The sequence below is a fragment of the Moorena sp. SIO1G6 genome (assembly GCF_010672795.1).
GTDB classification, from domain to species: domain Bacteria; phylum Cyanobacteriota; class Cyanobacteriia; order Cyanobacteriales; family Coleofasciculaceae; genus Moorena; species Moorena producens.
This window is the reverse complement of record NZ_JAAHFZ010000023.1, coordinates 56,967-76,228: the sequence shown is the minus strand read 5'-3', so window position 1 is coordinate 76,228 and position 19,262 is coordinate 56,967. Positions and strand designations below refer to the sequence as shown.

The window sequence follows — 19,262 nt, the reverse complement described above, 5'->3', positions numbered from 1 at the left end:
CGATAACTATCGCGCGTTGCTGAAGAAGCGCGCTATCATGATTAGCCCAAATTGCTGGAATTTTCGATAACTATCGCGCGTTGCTCAAAAAGGCGCGATCGCGAAGCGTCGGGCAAAGCCCGAATCGCATGATTTACCAAATTGCTGGAATTTACGACAGTAAAGGATTTTCACCCCTTGTTAATCAATTTAGTATGATAATGATTATCCCAAATTACGGTAATTTCCGATAACTATCGGGCGTTGCTGAAGAAGCGCGCTATCGTAATTATCCCAAATTGCTGGAATTTTCGATAACTAACGCGCGTTGCTCAAGTCAACGCGATCGCGAAGCGTCGGGCAAAGCCCGAATCGCACTCTTATCCCAAATTGCTGAAATTACCAACAGTAAACGATTTTCACGCTTTGTTGCTGTTGCTAGCTCTATCATGATTAGCCCAAATTGCTGTAATTTTCGATAACTACCGAAACTGATTAAGCTAGCACTATCGTGATTTCCCAAATTGCTGGAGTTTCCAACAGTCAAGGATTTTCACGCTTTGTTGCTCAAAAAGGCGCGATTGACCGTAGATCAAGCTACGCGATCGCATTCTCTCAACATTGCTCAAATCAGCAACACTGACTGGATTAAGCTGAATCCACTTAACCTAGCGCTAGTCTTTTACATTGCGATGCTCGGTACGAGCCGCTACGCGTACGCACTCTTTCCCAAATTGCTGAAATTTCCAACACTGACTGGATTAAGCTGAATCCACTTAACCTAGCGCTATACTTATCCATAAGTATCCTCAATGCTGAAAATTGGGCGTTGCTGATTCTGGGTATGGTTTCGCCCCCCTAGCCCCCCAATTCTGCGGTGCGACCCGTGGCGAATTTAATTCGCCGACGGAAAGCGCACCGGTGGGGGAACAAAACTTTCAAAATCCCCCAAATTTGGGGGATTTAGGGGGCTTTAACAAAACCATATGATCGCGCATTCATTCCTTAATTCAGCAACGCCGAAAATTACTGCAATTTCAAACATCTCGCTCAACCCTTGCTACCACAAGACCTAGGACTATACCAATTACTCTTAGGAGTACCATTATTCGGTTCAGCGGTCAAGATAATTGTACCATCCTCGCCCACTATCCAACCCTGAGCTTCCACTATTTTCTTCTTGGGACGAGCAGGAGTAGGAGTAGAGGCAACACGGCGTTTTCCTCTCATGGGCAAGTAACTGACATCAGGAGTAGGAGTAGAGGTAGCTTCTTCGATGTTCTCTTCTTCAGTATCAAGGGTAACCCAATCTACCAGTACAGACTGTTGAGTAATTGGGTCTAGAGGACTTGGGGGTAAGCCACCTCGTCCAGTAACAATAAATTCACCGAGTTCATCTACAGCTACTTTTCCACTCCTGGGACAGTTAGCGACAATTAATGCTGAGGGGTCAACTAGTGATGTTGGTAAGAGCTCAGGATCCTGTGCTGAGTTGGCAATATCCCTGGTCACAGTCCCAGATTCACCACCACTAAAGCTAAGGGCTGCTATTTCACTACTATTATTCTGAAACGCTAACGATGGGTCTATCTTTCCATCTGAGCCAATAAACGCACTGGTATTTTCCAGTACGTTCAGATTAAATAAGCCCTGGAGGGTGATGTTGATTTTTCCACCATCCCCATCCTGAGCATTGGCAAATATATCGCTACCTTTGTCATTATTATTTAGAGGCAGCGCTACTAATACACCACCTTCAATAGTGATATTTCCGCCTTTTACATTATTACCTGTAGCATCAGCTAAGATTAAACTGTTGTTATCAAGTATGATCACTCCTGGCACATCGATATCAATAGTTGCTGCTTCTTCGTTTTCCTTGGGATTTTTTCCAGTAGCAGCTACAAGTTGGCCGTTGTCTAGGGTTAGAGAATCAGCCTTAATGGTCAGTTTGCCAGCCTCTCCTAGGTTGCTCTCATCCACCTCACCGTTCTCATCCACTTCAGTCTCTGGAAACCCTTGTTCTGTTAATGGCACACCGCTTACTGCTATTCGCGCTCCATCTTCGACAGTTAGCTCGTCTGTTTCTATAGTCACATTTTGAGCAGTACCACCTTCGGTTGCTTGAGCGAATATTCCTGCGGGAGATTTAGACTTATTTGGTAGAGTTCCAGTTAACAACACTAAGTCTTTAGCCACCACTTCCACATTTCCTGCAGTTCCTCTTTCGGTAGAAGCAGAAATTTCGCTATCGTTTACGGTCAAGGTGTCTACATCTAAGGTTATGCTCCCACCTCGGTTTTCTGTGCTTTTTTCGGAAGTAGCAATAATTTCAGCACCATCGGTTAGTTGCACGTCATCGGCATCAATTTGGATATCACCACCGGGAAAGTTACTTTCGCTTTTAGCATCTAATCGTGCATCATTCGATAGACGCAAGCTGGGTGTTGTGATCTCAATACGCCCTCCTTTCCCCTCAGCTCCTGTTTGAGTTTGGGTGGCTATTTTAGTATCTCTTTTCACACCAGAAATTTCTACAAAATCCGTGGCATTGATTGTAATATCACCTGCTGGGATTATGCCCTCAGTAGACGCTTCTATTCTTCCTCCATCTTTGAGGGATAGAGAACGAGCTTCAATGTCAATGTTAGCAGCGCCTCCTTCTAAGGTTTGATTGTTTCCAGCATCCTCATCTATCTGAGTTTTGATGGCGCTGCTTTGGCCGGTAATCTCAATCTTATCTTTAACCGTTATTTCAATATTTCCCGGTTTTCCCTTACTTCTCTTTTTAGCCTCAGCAGTGATATTGCTCTTATTGCTTAAAGAAAGTGAACCAGCTTCAATAATTATCTTTCCACCATCGCCTCTAGCTTCCTTTTGAGATTTCGCTTCAATTTTAGCCCGATCTTCCATGATGAAGTCTCCTTCAACTATGATTGTGATCGCGCCCGCATTTCCATCTCCTGATGTATTAGCAGTTATACCACTAGAGCCTGATCTATTTGGTCCAATCATCGTCAGTAACCCCACACGGATGTCTATCGTCCCGCCGTTACCTCTAGTGTTTTTGTCAGTCTTAGCTGTAATTTGGACTTGACCTCTCTTAGCTTCAGGATCGCTCGGATCGCGAGAATCAAGCAATAGGGACTTAGCTTGGATCTCAATGCCCCCGCTCGCTCCTGTAGATTTTTGTTTAGCGACATTCTCAATTTTGCTGCCAAATCTGACTTCAACTACTCCCCCAGCCAATATGGTAATTCTACCTCCATCTGCTGCGCCTCCATTAAATATCTGAAGTCGGCTATTATCGTTGAGGAGAATATTGCCCAAAGCATTTAATAAAACATCCCCGGGACGGCCTTTTTTATCGTTTTTATCTACGTTTTTGTTTTCAACTTGTTCTGTTCTAATCGTACCTTTCTTTTTCAGTTCTACATTGCCACTCACATCAATGGTAATGTTGCCGCTATCACCATCTCCCTTTGTTCTTGCCGAAATTCCTGGTGTTTCTTTCTCAGATTCCACCATCAGGGAGCCAGCAGTAATTTGAATAGTGCCTCCTGTGCCACCTTCAGTATCAGTGAAGGTAAAGATTCCATGCTGACTTCCGTCACGAGAAGCAATAATGGAAACTGAGTCATCAGCGGTGATAACAATATCACCGCCTTTCTGACCATTGACCTTAGTTATGGTGAAGATGCCCTGCTCTTTATTAGAAGTTTCTACTTCCAAAGAATCAGCAATAATTTCAATGTCACCACCATCAACATTGCTATCTTTCGCTACCGAAGTTTCTATAGCGCTATCTTTAATTACAACATTCCCTTTCTTGACGCCATCGGGAAAATCTAAACCCAGCTTGTCACCCTCTTGAGTCAAAGCTACTTCTCCTGGTGCGCCCAATCCTGCTAACAGAATATTCCCACCTTCATTCGTGGATATCTTACTATCTTGCTTACTATTCTCTTTCTTACTAACTTCAATATCACCACCGAGCAACAACAGATTATCAACCGCTAGCTTTTCCAACTTAGCTTGACTAGTAATATTACCGGGAATTTGATTAAAGAAGAACACGTTAGGATTAACTGTCAACAATGGCGACGGAGGTTCTGGATTAGAGGCACTAAACACTCCTTGATTCCCAAACCCAATCCCATCAGCAGTGGTGCCCACAAAAGAACCGGATACATCCAGCTTCGCTTTATCCCCAAAGAAAATCCCCTTGGGATTAATCAAGAACAAATTCGCTCCACCATCCACACCCAAGGTGCCAAGAATATTAGAAGGATTAGCACCAGTTACCCGAGAAATAATATTTTCAATCCCAGCTGGATTAGCAAAATAAACGCTTTGTCCGTCTGAGACATTAAACTCTAGGAAACTGTGGAACAAATTGATATCTCGGATTGCTCCCCCTTTAATTAGATCAACAATTTTCCCATTTACCTCACCAGAGCCCAGGTCTAGCTGTGAGGTTTCTCCCGGGGGCAAGGTGCTATCAGGAGTAATCTGAGCATGAGCTTGGTTAGCTGAAAATGCGATCGCTCCGCTAATGGCTAAGCATAGCGCTAAACCAAACTGACTGTTATAGCGTTTCAAGACATCTAATGCCATGGGATTTGTTCTCCTGAGCCTGGGGAGGGGTAGTTAAATTAAGCTATCAATCAGTTAATGCGCTACGCGCACGCTACGCGAACAGTTATCAGTTAATGCGCTACGCGCACGCTACGCGAACAGCTATCAGCTGGCGAATCGGCGCACCCTACGGAAAGTTTATTTTAATCCTTAGGCTGACAACTGATATTTGATTAATAGTGGCTTGATGCCGTTATTGTTACTACAAAGACTAATTTATTACTGCTAGCTATAATACTAGAAATTATTATACTATACTTCCTAGTTATTGATGTAAAGTTTTGTGAAATAATGTTAGCGAGGGTTACAGAGATGGGTAAGGGTTCTACTAGATAATAGAGATAACCAAGGGAGATAGGGAGCCGAAATCAATTGTAATAATTTTTGTTCCCTCCCGATTCCCGATTCCCGATTCCCTTTGCTATAGACAGTCTGCTACGGCAGTTTGCATCACTATCAAGTACACTGGATTTTATCCTTCTTCCCTCTTCCCTGCTCCCGTCTTGATGCAATAGCGAGTGGGGGAAACCACACCAGTGCGGTCTTGGGGGTTCCCCCCAAAACCGCACTGGCTCCCCAAGACCGTAATGGTGCTTTTTCCGTAGGCGAATTAAATTCGCCACGGGTCGCACCTCTGCATCGCTGCTCCCTGCTCCCTGCTCCCTGCTCCCTAAAACCCAGAGATTTGTACCTCATGGGGATAAGATTTGCTATAACTAGATAGACTCATGATAATGCCCAACTTTTTAATCCTAGGTGCAGCTAAGGCTGGAACCACCTCAATTTATCGATATCTAAAGCAACATCCGCAAATCTACATGAGTCCTGCCAAGGAACCTAGGTTTTTTGCTTTTGAAGAAGAAAATTTAGATTTTAGTGGGTTAGGAGATGAAAAAGAAGCTAATTTCATTGTAACTAATATTGACGACTATCGTGCCCTATATAAGAAGGTAACTAATCAAGTAGCTATTGGTGAAGCATCTACAAGTTATCTCTACATTGCGAAATCTGTTGAACGGATAAAGTACTATATTCCTAAGGCTAAATTGATTGCCATTCTTCGAGATCCAGCAGAAAGAGCCTATTCCAACTATTTACATTTAATCAAGCAAGAGCGCGAACCATTGGATTTTGCTGAGGCTCTTGCCCAAGAAGAGGAGCGCATCAAAAATAACTGGTGGTCTTTCTGGCACTATAAACACCAGGGACTTTACTATGTCCAATTAAAGCGTTATTATGAAGAGTTTGAAAAAAGCCAGATTAAGGTTTATCTATACGAAGATTTGAAGAATAATTCTCTAGGTATGCTGAAAGATATGTTTGGTTTCTTGGAGATAGACGATACTTTTACCCCAGATATATCTGAAAAAGTTAGGCAAGCTCCTCGCCTTCCCAAGAACAAAGCGTTGGAATCATTTTTGAGCCAACCGCACCCTGTTAAATCAATTCTGAGTCCATTGGTTCCTACTAGCCTAAGCGATAAACTAGTTAACAAGATTAGATATTTAAATCGTGGTAAACCTAAGTTATCACCAGCAGTGCGGAAGCAATTGATTGAATTCTATCGCGAGGATATCCTCCAGCTTCAAGATTTGATTGGTCGGGATCTTTCCCAATGGCTAAAGTGTTGAAAATTAAGTGAATAAGTAAGTTGACAATTATAAGTTAACAATTAAGTTAAGTAATTTAAGTTGTAAGCATATGCGCTACGCGCACGCTGCGCGAACAGCAGTAAGCCGTGAGCTTTTAGCTCACGGCTTACTTTTGTTCCCGATTCCCGATTCCCGATTCCCGATTCCCGATTCCCGATTCCCGATTCCCGATTTCCGATTCCCGATTCCCGATTCCCTTTGGTATACAAAGTCTGATAAAGTAATAAAATGTAAATAAAATTAAAAACTATTCATAAAATAATCTGGCTAAGGACTTGATAAAAAATGAAAAATGTGTTAAACAAAGAAGCGAATGGGGTGATCTTACCTGGTGTGTCCTATAGCCAAGAAGATTGGGCAAGAGGTTATGAGTCCCAACGCCATGAAGAGGATTATTGGATTGATCAAGTAGAAGGGGAAATTCCTAAGGAGTTGCAGGGGACTTGGTTACGCAATGGTCCTGGTTTGCTGGATATTAATGGTTACCGGGTGCATCATCCATTTGATGGGGATGGGATGATTTGTGCGATCGCGTAGCGTGACCTACGGTCAATCGCATTTGATCACGGTCGAGCTCATTTTCGGAATCGGTTTGTACGCACAGAGGGCTTCTTAGCGGAACAGAAAGCGGGGAAACCGGTATATCGAGGAGTGTTTGGCACTCAGAAGCCTGGGGGTTGGTTAGCCAATCTATTTGATATCCAACTTAAAAATATTGCTAATACCAATGTGATCTACTGGGGTGGCAAGCTCTTAGCCTTATGGGAAGCCGCTAAACCTTACGGTCTAGACCCCCATACTCTTGAAACCTTGGGTGAAGATAACTTGGATGGAATATTAGCAGGAGGTGAATCCTTTGCTGCTCATCCTTGGATTGACCCTAGTAGTAAGCTTGATGGTGGTCAACCTTGTCTGGTAAATTTCGCGATTCAGCCAGGTCTGTCTACCAAAATTACCATTTACGAATTGGACCCGACCGGTAAACTATTACGACGTCAGAGTTATAGTGTTCCTGGTTTTGCCTTTATCCACGATTTTGCGATTACCCCAAACTACTGTATTTTCTTCCAAAATCCTGTTAGCTATAATCCCTTTCCGTTCCTGTTGGGATACCGAGGAGCTGGTGAGTGTTTGGCATATCAGCCTGAACAACCGACGCGGATTATAGTGATTCCTCGTAAACAGAATACAGAGGAAGTCAAAATCCTAGAAACCCAATCGGGCTTTATCTTCCATCACGCTAATGCTTTTGAGGAAGATGGCAAGATTTATGTCGATTCTATTTGCTACGAGTCATTACCAGCAGTAGACGTAGGTAGTGATTTCCGGAAGGTTGATTTTAATGCGAACGCACCAGGGCAACTCTGGCGCTTTAGTTTAAACTTAACTGACAAAACCGTAGGGAGTAAGTTATTAGAAGAGCGCTGTTGCGAGTTTCCTAGCATTCACCCTAATCATGTCGGAAATCCCTATCGCTACTTATTTATCGGAGCTGCTGATCATCCCACCCGTAATGCTCCATTACAAGGGATTCTAAAAATAGATATGGAAACAAAGACACAACAATTCTGGAGTGCTGCCCCTAAGGGTTTTGTAAATGAACCAATGTTTGTGCCACGACCCAATGCTGAACGAGAAGATGATGGTTGGGTATTGACCTTAGTATATGATGCTAGTCATCACCGATCGGATCTAGTCATATTAGATGGTCGTGATTTAACTAGCGGACCAGTCGCACGACTGCACTTGAAGCATCATATCCCTTACGGTTTACACGGTAGCTGGAGTTCTGAGTTGCTGGGACTGGGGTTGAAGGTTACAGGTTGAAGGTTGAAGGTTGAAGGTTACAGGTTGAAGGTTAGTGGGTTGAAGGTTACAGGTTGAAGGTTGAAGGTTGAAGGTTAGTGGGTTGAAGGTTACAGGTTGAAGGTTGAAGGTTGAAGGTTAGTGGGTTGAAGGTTACAGGTTGAAGGTTGAAGGTTGAAGGTTAGTGGGTTGAAGGTTGAAGGTTGAAGGTTGAAGGTTAGTGGGTTGAAGGTTACAGGTTGAAGGTTGAAGGTTGAAGGTTAGTGGGTTGAAGGTTACAGGTTGAGAGTTTAAACTTTAACTAGAAACTTTTAAACAACATGGGGATATAATGACGCTAAACTTATTAGTTATAAAGCTTTCAGGGAAATTATCAGGTTGGAGCTTTGATGGTTAAAGCTAAGCTAATAACAGAATTTTCCTGGAGGGTGCCAGATGAAATTCAGCGTTGTCATCACGACTTATAATCGTCTAGATCTACTCAAGCGTGCAATTGAAAGCGCGCTTGCTCAGACGTTTCCCTGTGAAATTGTTATCGTTGACAACGGTTCGTCTGATGGGACTGAAGGTTATGTCCAAGAGCGCAGTGAAGCGTTGGCACGTGCTGGTGAGCATAGCTTGGTTTATCACCGAAATTCCGATAATATGGGCCACTCGAAAGCGGTAAATCAAGGGGTAGAGTTGGCAACTGGTGATTGGATCAAGCTGTTGGATGATGATGACTACTTAGCCAAGAACTGCATTGAAGAAATGGCTAATGCGATCGCATTACATCCGAAAGCAGTGATTTGCTCTTGCCAATCGGCTCAAGTAAATACCTTAGGAGTAGAACTAAGTATAACACGGCGAGTAGGTTCACCGCCAAGGTTATATATTGCCCAAGAAGACATTCATTATGGAATGCTTCTGGAAATGGTACCGTTTGGCACCCCAGCGCAAGTCGCTTTCTCCCGTGATGGGTTTCTCAGTTCCGGTGGTTGGGATTCTAGCTTAGATACCAACTTTGATGATATTGATTCCTGGATTAGAATCGCCCAGTTTGGGGATGCTATATTTATCAATAAGTGCCTAGCTTACCGGACGGTTTGGTCTGGTGCTTATAATCAAAAATTTTCGTTCCAGAAACGTCTGAAGACTCATATTTCGATTAAGCAAAAAATCTATGAACTAGTCAGTGAAAAATATCAAGGTAAACTCCCATTACTGTGGGAGCTGGGCGCTTATCTGAGATTACATTGGGGCTTAGTAGCTCTTAAACGAGGTAAGTTGATCAGTGCCGCTAAGTTATTGTTTCCTGAGTGTTTTTCACCGATTGCTTTCTCACCGATTGCTTGGAAGTTGCTGTTACTGAGAAAGACTCTAGGATACTCTCCAGAATTATACCACCAGTTACCGCTTTAATTGGCAACTTGAATCATGAGTTAATGGAAAATTGGCTAGTAACCATTAACCATTAACCATTTTCCTTAACACAAAGTGATTAATTAGTCAACTAAAACTTAAAAATCGAAAATTGGCTAGTAACCAATTAGCTAGTAAGCAATTAGCTAATAACCAATTAACAATTACCAATTAACCCTTAACCATTAACAATTAACAATTTCAGTGAAACCAAAGTGATTAACCGGATTTGATCTGACTACAGATTATCAATTTGTTTGCGGAGGTCTTCCAACTCTTTGTCAACGGGTGAATCTGAGGAAGTCGATTTTTTCTCCTCTGGGGCTGGTAAAGCTCCTTGAGATACAGAACCACCAGCCAACTGAGCTTTCATCGTGGCCAACTCATCTTCAACATCATTGCCTTCCAAGAGTTTAAATTGACTTTCCAAGTCACTACCACCCAGCTCATGGGCAGCTTGAGAACGAGCCTCCATATCCAAGACTTTCTGTTCCATACGCTCAAACGCTGCTACGGAGCCACTAGTATTGAGAGACCCCATGGTTTGTTGTAACTTTTCATTGGCCTTAGCTGCCTGAGCTCGTGCTTTGAGCATATTCTTTTTGGTCTTGGCTTCGGAAATTTTGCCTTCGAGAGCAACCAGATTACGCTTAAGATTATTGACCTGCTCAGTTTGCTGATCCAACTGAGTTTTCAGGGTACCAGCAGTATCAGAATTGCTCTTCTTACGCACCAGAGCCTCACGAGCCAGGTTTTCATCCCCTTTGGTCAGAGCCAGCTGAGCTCTTTTCTGCCAGTTGTTAGCTTCTGTTTGGTTTTTGTTGTATTGCTGCTCTGTGCGTTTTTGTTCAGCAATTGACCTGGCAACTGCTTGACGCAATTGAACCAGATCCTCTTGCATATCAACAATAGCTTGATCAAGAATCTTTTCTGGATCCTCAGCCTTGCTGACTATATCGTTCAGATTAGCTCTAACCACTCTGCTAAGGCGATCAAATAATCCCATAACGCTGTTTATCCTCTAGGAATGTACAAAGTAGGTATAAAACTGGCTTGCTGGTGCGTAAGCCTAGTTAAGTTGTCTTGAGTTAAGTTGTCTTGAGGGACAAGCAATTGTTGCTGTCCCATCTCAAGTCTGATTGGGTAACTGAAAAATTTGCGGGCTTGACCCATACCCTAGCCATTAAGACAGGGAGCCTTTCATCCAGTTTAAAAACTTCTTGGGAAAAAGTGCTAGACAACAAGCTAAGGTTTGAACTTTCTGGCGGCTGAACCATGGGGGATTGATCGGGATTGCTGTTCGAGGGGTTAAAAACTGGTTTCCACAGGCGCTTATGATATAATAGTGCCATCTTCAGCAGAAAACGTCCTTGTCTTATTCTACCTATTCCCTTTCCGAGTATTGAGAAAGAAGGTCGAGAAGGTGCGGTTTGCGTATATAGTAACCCCTTGGGTCAAGGCTCTAAGGTGTTTTGATACAACTTTCTCAAGGTGCAATTGAGGTGACCATGGGGAAACTACTTACTTTTTCCGGCTATTTATCCAATTTTTCCGGATTTTTCGGTTATTATGTCTGAGTTGAGGGTAATTGAGGAGTTTCGGTTCCTTTAATCAGATTAGCCTTCATGGCGGCTAACTCAGCTTCCACATCATAGTTACCTTCGAGAGCAGCAAATTTTTTATCCAGTTGATTGCCGCCTAATTCAGCCATTGCCTCAGACCGGGCTTCAAGCTGCATTACCTTTTCTTCCATCTGTTCAAAAGCGCTCAAGGCACTACTGTTACCCACATTACCCAGCATCTCATTAATTTTCATGGATGCCTTAGCTGATTGAGCCCGAGCAATATACAAGTTCTTTTTAGTTTTGGCCTCTGAGATTTTCGGCTCTAGGGTACGGAGATCTTCCTTAAGCTTGGAAACAAGCTCAGCTTGCTGGGAAAGCTGAGCTTTCATGGTTGTGACAGTCTGTTGATGAGATTTCCGCCGTGTCAGGGCATCCCGTGCCAACTGGTCGTCTCCTGCTGACAAGGCTAACTGAGCGCGACGGTACCATTGCTCAGCAGCGGCTTGAGCCTGGGAGGCTTGTCGTTCCGTGCGTTTTTGGGTAGCGATCGCTTGAGCTACAGCCTGCCGCATTTGAATCAAATCCTGCTGCATATCATCGACAGCCTGTTCCAGGATTTTCTCAGGATCTTCAGCTTGGCTAATCAGACTATTAAGGCTAGCGCGAATTATTCTAAACATACGATCTAATAATCCCATGGCAGCTTTCCATACATGATCAGGGCTTAGGGAATGAAAACTGATGTCATTAAGATTGAACTTGACACTTGACAGTTTCAACTTAACTAAGGATGATAAATCGAAGCAGAAATTCCCTGTTGCTGGAGTTTTCCGACCAAACCTTGTGCTTCATGTTCAAATTTGAAAGCTCCCATCTGAATCCGGGTACCTTGAGATAATTTGCGCACATAGGCATCAGCAACAATTGTCCTAGCTTGCTGTAGGGAACGTTTACCATCGTAGTTGATCAGCACATAGTAGAAAGGATCGCGAGCAGGTAAAGACTCCTCTACCACTGTTCTTAGAGATGCGGCTTGATTCTGGAGTGTTTCAGAGATAGCTGGCTTAAGTAATCCTGACTGTACCCGTCTTTCTGGGGGTACTAAAGAGCCTGAGGTGGTTGGTAATGATGACAAGGGAACCTTTTGCAGTGGTTGAACAGAAGGCAAAAGTACTGAAGATAAGGAAGACCCTTTAGGAGGCATCGGTCTAGTTACCACCTTAGGAGCTGATTCAACCACCTTAGGTAAAGGAACATCTTTTGTATAAAAAGGTTTTTGCTGCGGTCCTGGAGTAGCTTCCACTTGAGAAAGGGTATGTAAGTTCAAGTCTACAAATTCCTCAGAAGCCAAATTAGGTCCACCCTGTAGGGGAGAATGGGGAATCGACTCAGTCTGTTGTGGTTTATGTGGTTTAATTTGCTGAGGGGTTTTGGAGATCTTGGGGATGATGAAGCTGATCAGCCGTGACAGATCCAGATTACTTAACACCGATGGATTGGAGAAGATATAGGGTAGGGTAGCGCTTAACAACAGCAAAAGTACCATGAAACCGACATTTAACGGAGTCAGCAGTTGGTAAGACACCTGCTTTTGGTTGTCAAATTCTTCTTCATCTTCTGCCAGACTCTGTAGTAGTTTTTCTGATGATTCGAGATAATCTTCTGGCTGGGTTTGGTTAGCCCCTAACTTGATCAAACTACCTGAGTCTTCAGGCAATTTTTCAGGAGGGTTAAGTTGCTCCGTAGCCTCTTTCTGAATTCCTAGGCTAGCACTGTCACCATTATTATACTGGGATACAACTGGTGGCTGAGTAGGTTTCGGGGACTGTGATGAGAGGGAATCTAGGGATTCAGTCTCCTCAACCAATGGCTGTTGTGGTTGTTTCTGAGAAGTTGTCGCCTTGGTGGTTAGGTTTGGCAGTGCAATGGTTGATGGCTGGTTTAGTCGAGAGATGGTCTGGTTTGTCGGTGATGGTGAGGGTTTCTGTTTTACCTCACCGACAGAAATTAACTCTAGGGGTTTACGGACCCGGTTACGACCAAGACCACGGTTAGTCATTACTGGGCGTCCTACTCTTCGACGTCGGTAGCGCGCTAATTCTTCCTCTAGTTGTACATCAAGGCTACTCAGAGCAGCTTGTAAAACTGAGTTGAGTTTGTAGTTACCGGTCGAGCTAGGGGAAGAATTAACTGAGGAGTTTTGGCTCATGGCGGACTCTATCGGTCGTTTGTGCTACAGAACAAGCAACAGGACTTAACGCTAGCCATTCTATCTTTAGGGTCACCCTACTAACTATAAGCTAGTTTTTGGCCAGTGTGACACAAGCTTCTAGCGTGGCAAAGGCTTCAACGCTGGGACGTAAGTCCTGAAGCAATCAAAACTATTGTCAAATTAACTAATTATAGCAATTCTCATAGCTATGAGGTACACAATTTCGGAATTTTAGGGAACAGCGGATCTGGGAACAGGGAACAGGTAAGAAACAATAAATAATAGGGATGCGCTGCATCAATACAGGAAATCAAATTCAAAGAAGACTGTACCTCATTACTGCGATAAACGCTATCTAGTAAGGCGATATGCTTAAATCACTCAATCAGATCTTAGATAGGATTACAAATCAGCCCGAGTGGCAAGGTATACAACGCTTGTCATCCCTAATTAAGTGTTGGTCTGAAATAGTAGGAGTGAACATAGCTAATCATACCAGACCCTATGCTATCTCTAGGGATATCTTATATGTGGCTACGTCTAGCTCTGTTTGGGCACAAGAACTAAAATTTCAGCGCCGGATGTTGTTGAAACGGCTTAATGCTGGTTGGTCTGAGCCCCTAGTTGACATCCACTTTTCTCCGGCTCAGTGGCATAAAACACAAGTTTTGGGCAATGGCTATTCAAAATCTGAGTTGACCCCAAACCATAGACATCCTAGCACCATCTTGCCAATGTCTTCATCACTGGTTTGTGAGCAGTTAGACCACACAGAAAACACAGAAAGTAGTCAAGCCACTGACAAAAGTACTGACACAACGAGTGACAAAACTCACATACCCCAAGCAGCGTTTAAACGTTGGGCAAAGATGATGCAGATGCGATCGCAAAATTTACCACTTTGTCCTCAGTGTCAGTGTCCGACTCCACCAGGAGAACTCCACCGTTGGGATGTCTGTGGTCTTTGTGCTACTAAGCAATGGCAAATTTAGAGCAAGGTTTTAGAAGGGAGTCGGGAGTCGGGAGTCGGGAGGTCGGGAGGTCGGGAGGTCGGGAGGTCGGGGGCATTCCTGTTCCCTATTGGCTCTTGGCTCTTGGCTCTTGCCTATTCCCAATTCCCTGTTCCGGGATCCGCTGTTCCCTTGATTTTTAGAACACTGAACTGATACTTTTTCATAAGTTAATCGGGCTAAATTCAGTATCTAAATACACTTTTGGTGTGTTTTTTTGGTTGATCCCTATGGGTTTTTGGTATAAAGCAAGCCAATTCTTTCAGAAGCCATCTCTTTTTGTTACTTTTTGTAAAATAAAATGTATCTATTTGTAACAAACTTCTTAAGAAAATATTAAAGCTTCAGTGGCTAACGATATGGCTATAACCTAGGCTGGTCAACAGCTTGCTATCTATAAGAAGCTGAGGTAAGAGGTAGCAGAATGAAATGTGAAGAGGAGATAAAATTTTCCTGAACAAAGACTTATCATGAAAACATTGAATTTACCTATATCTAGTTGCAGATTTTGCCAGTATTATCAGTCAGAAGGACGACGAGGGGGTATGTGTCAACAACTGGGGGTGCCTGTCAGAGCTAGCTGGAAAGCTTGTGCTTTTGCTGTGCCTACATTTTCTTCTTCTTCTTCTTCTTGGGAGACACTAGAACAGATGTGGCAAGATGAACAACTGATGCTCACAGAGGAGCTATCGGTAACGTGCTCTGAAACATCCTCTGGGACAGACACGACCGTTCAAGGTGAGACCATCACCTCTAAAAGTTCGTCAACAGATATCATGCTGGTGTAAATTGTTGAAGTAAATTGTTCGTATTATCAGCAATATCAGCAGTAACTTACTAGTGACTTTACCCTTAATACAATCAATAATTCAAATAAAAAAATTTCACAAAAACCAGTTTAAACCAAATCTTCTAGTTCTAGTAGTTACCTGCTTACAGGTGTCAGCTGAAAAAGCCAAATAATTTCATAAAAATCGGCACCTGATATCTGCTATTAAAATAGCTTTACTCGCACTTTGATTCAAAATAAGGTGCGTTTTTTATTGATAATCAGATCTGGCACTAAGTTTAAAATTAACCATGTAAAGGTAGGGAACAGGGAAGGGGGAACAGGGAACAGTGATATAAGCATATGCGCTACGCGCACCCTACTTGAGGTGCTATCAGCCATCAGCCGTCAGCCGTGAGCTAAAAGCCCACGCTACTTGAGGTGCCGTCAGCTATCATGCTTAAAATAAACCTCGTTCGTGTAGCGTGCGCCGTTCGCGTAGCGTGCGCCAAGGCACAATATTAAGAATTAAATTCGCCACGGGTCGCACCTAATAGTTCGAGATTAATCAGAATTGAAAGTCTGGGGATTTGCCCATAAGCTGACTGCTGATAGCTGACGGCACCTCAAGTAGCGTGCGCGTAGCGCATATGCTTACACTGCTATAATCTAAGGTAACCAAGGGTATTGACGAAAATCTGGTGGACGCTTTTCTAAGAAAGCTTGTTTACCTTCAGCTCCTTCTTCTGTCATGTAATAGAGTAACGTAGCATTACCAGCTAGCTCTTGTAGACCAGCTTGACCGTCGCAATCCGCGTTAAAGGCAGCTTTCAAGCAACGAATGGCAATAGGACTTTTTGCCAAAATTTCCTTTGCCCACTGTAGCCCTTCTGCTTCCAACTTCTCCACTGGAACGACACAGTTAACTAAACCCATTTCTAGGGCTTGAGATGCGGTGTATTGACGACAGAGAAACCAAATTTCTCGGGCCTTTTTTTGACCAACAATTCGGGCAAGATAGCTAGCGCCAAACCCACCATCAAAACTACCGACTTTCGGGCCAGTTTGACCAAAGATAGCATTATCAGCAGCAATAGTTAGGTCACAAATCACATGTAGGACATGACCACCACCAATAGCATATCCAGCAACTAGGGCAATCACTACTTTGGGCATGGAACGAATCAGGCGTTGTAAATCTAATACGTTTAAGCGAGGAACGCCATCTTCTCCAATATATCCAGCCTGACCTCGTACACTTTGGTCACCACCAGCACAAAAGGCGTATTTGCCATCGGTGTGGGGACCAGCACCAGTTAATAAAACAACACCAATACTGTGATCTTCGCGGGCATCACAGAAAGCATCATAAAGTTCAAAGACGGTTTTGGGACGAAAGGCGTTGCGTTTGTGGGGACGATTGATGGTAATTTTAGCAATACCGTCGGTTTTGTGGTATAGAATGTCTTCGTAAGTTTTGGCAGTTTGCCAATCAATTTGCATAACCTTTTCCATGGGTGCGATCGCTGTTTAAGTTCACAATCATATCAAATTAAAAACGTTACCTTGTTTCTAAGCATTGTCATTCCCACTTACAATCGCTTACCGATTCTAAAAAAGTGCCTAATCGCGTTAGAAAATCAACAAATCAGGCAAGATAGCATAGGTGCGCTTGACCTTGGCGAATTAAATTCGCCACGGGTCGCACCTCAGGTCTTGGATTATGAAGTTGTTTTAGTAGATGATGGTTCAACGGATGGCACTTTAGATTGGTTGGCAGCACACGGGGATCAGTTTCCCCATGTACACTCATTTGCTCAAAACCATGCTGGACCGGCTGCAGCCCGGAATCTAGGGGTGAAGGAGGCTAAGGGTGAAATAATTATCTTTATTGATAGTGATTTAGTAGTTACTGAGCATTTCCTCCAGTCTCATGCTGATGCTTTGATACAGGCAGAGCAGCGTCTGGGATGCGATCGCTTATTCACTTACGGTTGGGTGATCAATACCTGTAATTTTGACGACCCTACCAGCGAACCTTATAAAATTACTGATTTCTCTGCTGCCTATTTTGCGACGGGGAATGTTGCGATCGCACGAAAATGGCTCTTAGAAGCTGGACTCTTTGATACTCGCTTCCAACTCTATGGCTGGGAAGACTTAGAACTAGGTGTCCGACTCAAACAGCTGGGCTTAAAACTGATTAAATGTCCCGAAGCGGTAGGTTATCATTGGCATCCTCCCTTTAGCCTCGACCAAATTCCCCGGATGATTGACCGGGAAATTCAACGGGGGCGTATGGGTGTGTTATTTTACCGGAAGCACCCTACCTGGGAAGTCAGGATGATGATTCAGATGACCTGGCTACACCGATTACTCTGGGGGATTCTGTCTTTAGGTGGACGACTCAACGAACGCACCATGGCTCCCTTTTTACAATGGCTAATTGACCGAGGTAAATCCCAGCTAGCTTTAGAAATTGCCCGAATTTTCCTTAACTGGTATAACGTCCAAGGTGTTTATGCTGCTGAGCGGGATATGGAAGGTTGAAGGTTTAAGGTTGAAGGTTAGATGTTGAAGGTTGAAGGTTTAAATTTTAATGTTAAAAGTTGAAGGTTGAACGCGATCGCGTGGCCTTTTGGCCAAGGTTGAAAGTCAAGAAAATAGTTAAGCTGATTTGCATTTAAATTCGTTATTTCCCGTTCCCTGTTCCCTGTTCCCTGTTCCCTGTTCCCTGTTCCCTCTTCCCTGTTCCCTAAAATATTTAGTGATTACTGGAAAGAGAAAGCTGCGATCGCTAAACAACCCCATCCCAAGATCAACGCTGCACCACCTAATGGTGCGATCGCTCCTAGCCACTTGATCCCGGTTAAACTCAGGGCGTACAAACTGCCAGAAAAAATTGCAATTCCAGCGATAAAAGCTGAGCCAGCTACGGTAAGGGAGGTTTGTGCTACTTCTGCACGGCTCAACAACAAGGCTACCAACATTAGCGCTAGAGCATGGTACATTTGATAGCGAGCACCAGTCTGAAAAATTTCCAATGCTCGTTCGGTCAGTTTCTCTTTCAAAGCGTGGCTAGCAAAGGCTCCAGCTGCTACTGATAATCCTCCTAAAATCGATGCGATCGCTAAAAAAATCCGAGTCATCAATTTTGTCCTTACTAAAGTGTAAAATTATAAAATATTCTCCCTTCTTCAGTAACCTCAAAGGTGGCATCACACTCTCTAGCTTTGTGATCCAAATAGTCTTGAGCTACAGCTATAGGAAGTTTGGCTGCCATTGCTAATTTCAAGACTGAAATTCTACCATTTTCGTCTTGAATCAAGCGATAAAATGTAGACTGAAGGTGCTCGATAACTTCTTTTTGATCTTGTCGATACATTACCCATGTTAACCATACTCCCCAGAAGGTAGCTGGGATACCTACTATCAAGCTTCCCACTGCATCAACTTTATCTTGCGACGTTGCTTCCCTTCGAGTTGATACTACAACAGGTACCATCAATAATAGAATACCAAAGGTAAGCAGCAAACCAGCAGATATTTTTTTAAACCGTTTCATTATAGCAAATTTTTAACAAACGTTTATCAGCTTTCAGCTTTCAGCTTTCAGGTAATTATTCAGCTTTCAGCTTTCAGCTTTCAGCTTTCAGCTTTCAGGTAATTATTCAGCTATCAGCTATCAGCTATCAGCTATCAGCTTTCAGCTTTCAGGTAAGTATTCAGCTTTCAGCTTTCAGCTTTCAGCTTTCAGCTTTCAGCTTTCAGCTCTGAGCTATCAGCTCTGAGCTATCAACTCTCAGCTTTTGAATAAAACAAGTAAGGATTGGAATAATGCTGAGTGAAGTCCCAGGGTCGTTCGCACAGCGTGGCCAAACGCGCACGCGTGGCCGTTCGCGTAGCGTGGCCAAAAGGCCAAAAGGCCAAGGCCAAAGCCTGTGCCAAAAAGCACCTCAAGTAGCGTGAGCTTTTAGCTCACGGCTGACGGCTGAATGCTTACGCTTTCAGCTTTCAGTTATCAGTTATCAGCGTGTCGCGTATCAGCTTATGGGTTACCTCCCAGGGTCGAAGCCTGTGCCAGGCTACTGTTCGCGCAGCATGCGCGTAGCCCAATCGGTGCTTTTGAATCAAAGCGGTAAGCATTCATTTAATCTCTGTTACATCTGCTGACTGCTGAGGGCTGACCGCTGAGGGCTGACCGCTGAGGGCTGACCGCTGAATGCTTTT

At 43.6% G+C, this 19,262-nt stretch carries 17 protein-coding genes and 1 pseudogene; 9 read left to right on the top strand and 9 right to left on the bottom strand.

Annotated features, from left to right (window positions below; all coding sequences use genetic code 11):
* Positions 1–316: 316 nt before the first annotated feature.
* Positions 317–502 carry a hypothetical protein gene (locus tag F6K63_RS21405; RefSeq protein ID WP_161603196.1) on the bottom strand — a complete coding sequence of 62 codons (186 nt, stop codon included), beginning with the start codon at positions 500–502 and terminating at the stop codon, positions 317–319.
* Position 503: 1 nt separating this feature from the next.
* Here F6K63_RS21405 and F6K63_RS21400 point away from each other — a divergent pair, with 1 nt between their 5' ends.
* Positions 504–749 carry a hypothetical protein gene (locus tag F6K63_RS21400; RefSeq protein ID WP_008189069.1) on the top strand — a complete coding sequence of 82 codons (246 nt, stop codon included), beginning with the start codon at positions 504–506 and terminating at the stop codon, positions 747–749.
* Positions 750–1,029: 280 nt separating this feature from the next.
* Here F6K63_RS21400 and F6K63_RS21395 read toward each other — a convergent pair whose 3' ends face one another.
* Entirely contained in the window at positions 1,030–4,596 is a 3,567-nt protein-coding gene (locus tag F6K63_RS21395; RefSeq protein ID WP_287313074.1) for a filamentous hemagglutinin N-terminal domain-containing protein, read from the bottom strand.
* Between the two features lie 389 nt (positions 4,597–4,985).
* Positions 4,986–5,240 (bottom strand): hypothetical protein, encoded by a 255-nt coding sequence (locus F6K63_RS21390; protein WP_287313073.1) that lies wholly within the window; start codon positions 5,238–5,240, stop codon positions 4,986–4,988.
* Positions 5,241–5,351: 111 nt separating this feature from the next.
* Between F6K63_RS21390 and F6K63_RS21385 the strand changes: the two genes are divergently transcribed.
* The 4 genes and pseudogenes from F6K63_RS21385 (at position 5,352) to F6K63_RS21370 (ending at position 9,476) form a co-directional block, all read left to right on the top strand.
* Entirely contained in the window at positions 5,352–6,248 is an 897-nt protein-coding gene (locus F6K63_RS21385; protein ID WP_287250742.1) for a sulfotransferase family protein, read from the top strand.
* A gap of 70 nt (positions 6,249–6,318) precedes the next feature.
* Positions 6,319–6,507, top strand: a complete 189-nt coding sequence (locus F6K63_RS21380; protein WP_287313072.1) for a hypothetical protein — start codon at positions 6,319–6,321, stop codon at positions 6,505–6,507.
* A gap of 47 nt (positions 6,508–6,554) precedes the next feature.
* Positions 6,555–8,096, top strand: a pseudogene (locus tag F6K63_RS21375) (carotenoid oxygenase family protein).
* A gap of 414 nt (positions 8,097–8,510) precedes the next feature.
* The gene (locus F6K63_RS21370) at positions 8,511–9,476 is read left to right on the top strand and encodes a glycosyltransferase family 2 protein (RefSeq protein ID WP_008189076.1); all 966 of its coding nucleotides are present in this window, start codon (positions 8,511–8,513) and stop codon (positions 9,474–9,476) included.
* A 238-nt stretch (positions 9,477–9,714) separates the two neighbouring features.
* Here F6K63_RS21370 and F6K63_RS21365 read toward each other — a convergent pair whose 3' ends face one another.
* The 3 genes from F6K63_RS21365 to F6K63_RS21355 all read right to left on the bottom strand — a co-directional run bounded on the left by F6K63_RS21365 (position 9,715) and on the right by F6K63_RS21355 (position 13,250).
* Entirely contained in the window at positions 9,715–10,482 is a 768-nt protein-coding gene (locus tag F6K63_RS21365) for a PspA/IM30 family protein (RefSeq protein ID WP_008189078.1), read from the bottom strand.
* Positions 10,483–11,043: 561 nt separating this feature from the next.
* Complete coding sequence (locus F6K63_RS21360; RefSeq protein ID WP_008189083.1) at positions 11,044–11,739, bottom strand: PspA/IM30 family protein; 696 nt, start codon at positions 11,737–11,739, stop codon at positions 11,044–11,046.
* A gap of 86 nt (positions 11,740–11,825) precedes the next feature.
* Positions 11,826–13,250: an atrophin-1 family protein gene (locus F6K63_RS21355; RefSeq protein WP_008189085.1), complete on the bottom strand. Its 1,425-nt coding sequence runs from the start codon at positions 13,248–13,250 to the stop codon at positions 11,826–11,828.
* A gap of 371 nt (positions 13,251–13,621) precedes the next feature.
* Here F6K63_RS21355 and F6K63_RS21350 point away from each other — a divergent pair, with 371 nt between their 5' ends.
* The 3 genes from F6K63_RS21350 to F6K63_RS21340 all read left to right on the top strand — a co-directional run bounded on the left by F6K63_RS21350 (position 13,622) and on the right by F6K63_RS21340 (position 15,051).
* A complete protein-coding gene (locus F6K63_RS21350) occupies positions 13,622–14,245 on the top strand; it encodes a DciA family protein (RefSeq protein WP_008189087.1) in 624 nt (207 codons plus the stop codon).
* Positions 14,233–14,406: a hypothetical protein gene (locus tag F6K63_RS21345; RefSeq protein WP_154659936.1), complete on the top strand. Its 174-nt coding sequence runs from the start codon at positions 14,233–14,235 to the stop codon at positions 14,404–14,406. The genes F6K63_RS21350 and F6K63_RS21345 overlap by 13 nt, the downstream gene beginning before the upstream one ends.
* Positions 14,407–14,733: 327 nt before the next feature.
* Positions 14,734–15,051: a hypothetical protein gene (locus tag F6K63_RS21340; protein WP_044495055.1), complete on the top strand. Its 318-nt coding sequence runs from the start codon at positions 14,734–14,736 to the stop codon at positions 15,049–15,051.
* A 650-nt stretch (positions 15,052–15,701) separates the two neighbouring features.
* On the opposite strand, the gene menB is transcribed toward F6K63_RS21340, so the two are convergent.
* Positions 15,702–16,535, bottom strand: coding sequence for a 1,4-dihydroxy-2-naphthoyl-CoA synthase (menB, locus tag F6K63_RS21335; RefSeq protein ID WP_044495057.1), 834 nt, complete (start codon positions 16,533–16,535; stop codon positions 15,702–15,704).
* Positions 16,536–16,598: 63 nt separating this feature from the next.
* Between menB and F6K63_RS21330 the strand changes: the two genes are divergently transcribed.
* On the top strand, positions 16,599–17,582 hold the full coding sequence (locus F6K63_RS21330) for a glycosyltransferase family 2 protein (RefSeq protein WP_287267088.1): 984 nt from the start codon (positions 16,599–16,601) through the stop codon (positions 17,580–17,582).
* Between the two features lie 221 nt (positions 17,583–17,803).
* Here the strand turns inward: F6K63_RS21330 and F6K63_RS21325 are convergent, their stop codons facing one another.
* Both F6K63_RS21325 and F6K63_RS21320 read right to left on the bottom strand, forming a co-directional pair.
* Positions 17,804–18,181 carry a DUF423 domain-containing protein gene (locus F6K63_RS21325; RefSeq protein ID WP_287267087.1) on the bottom strand — a complete coding sequence of 126 codons (378 nt, stop codon included), beginning with the start codon at positions 18,179–18,181 and terminating at the stop codon, positions 17,804–17,806.
* 14 nt (positions 18,182–18,195) lie between these two features.
* Entirely contained in the window at positions 18,196–18,597 is a 402-nt protein-coding gene (locus tag F6K63_RS21320) for a hypothetical protein (protein ID WP_287267086.1), read from the bottom strand.
* Positions 18,598–19,262: the final 665 nt, after the last annotated feature.

Excerpts from the sequence above, each read along its gene's own strand:
- F6K63_RS21395 (WP_287313074.1), bottom strand. The coding sequence starts at position 4,596 with ATGGCATTAGATGTCTTGAAACGCTATAACAGTCAGTTTGGTTTAGCG.
- F6K63_RS21385 (WP_287250742.1), top strand. The coding sequence starts at position 5,352 with ATGCCCAACTTTTTAATCCTAGGTGCAGCTAAGGCTGGAACCACCTCA.
- F6K63_RS21380 (WP_287313072.1), top strand. The coding sequence starts at position 6,319 with ATGCGCTACGCGCACGCTGCGCGAACAGCAGTAAGCCGTGAGCTTTTA.
- F6K63_RS21370 (WP_008189076.1), top strand. The coding sequence starts at position 8,511 with ATGAAATTCAGCGTTGTCATCACGACTTATAATCGTCTAGATCTACTC.
- F6K63_RS21365 (WP_008189078.1), bottom strand. The coding sequence starts at position 10,482 with ATGGGATTATTTGATCGCCTTAGCAGAGTGGTTAGAGCTAATCTGAAC.
- F6K63_RS21360 (WP_008189083.1), bottom strand. The coding sequence starts at position 11,739 with ATGGGATTATTAGATCGTATGTTTAGAATAATTCGCGCTAGCCTTAAT.
- F6K63_RS21355 (WP_008189085.1), bottom strand. The coding sequence starts at position 13,250 with ATGAGCCAAAACTCCTCAGTTAATTCTTCCCCTAGCTCGACCGGTAAC.
- F6K63_RS21350 (WP_008189087.1), top strand. The coding sequence starts at position 13,622 with ATGCTTAAATCACTCAATCAGATCTTAGATAGGATTACAAATCAGCCC.
- F6K63_RS21345 (WP_154659936.1), top strand. The coding sequence starts at position 14,233 with ATGGCAAATTTAGAGCAAGGTTTTAGAAGGGAGTCGGGAGTCGGGAGT.
- F6K63_RS21340 (WP_044495055.1), top strand. The coding sequence starts at position 14,734 with ATGAAAACATTGAATTTACCTATATCTAGTTGCAGATTTTGCCAGTAT.
- menB (WP_044495057.1), bottom strand. The coding sequence starts at position 16,535 with ATGCAAATTGATTGGCAAACTGCCAAAACTTACGAAGACATTCTATAC.
- F6K63_RS21325 (WP_287267087.1), bottom strand. The coding sequence starts at position 18,181 with ATGACTCGGATTTTTTTAGCGATCGCATCGATTTTAGGAGGATTATCA.
- F6K63_RS21320 (WP_287267086.1), bottom strand. The coding sequence starts at position 18,597 with ATGAAACGGTTTAAAAAAATATCTGCTGGTTTGCTGCTTACCTTTGGT.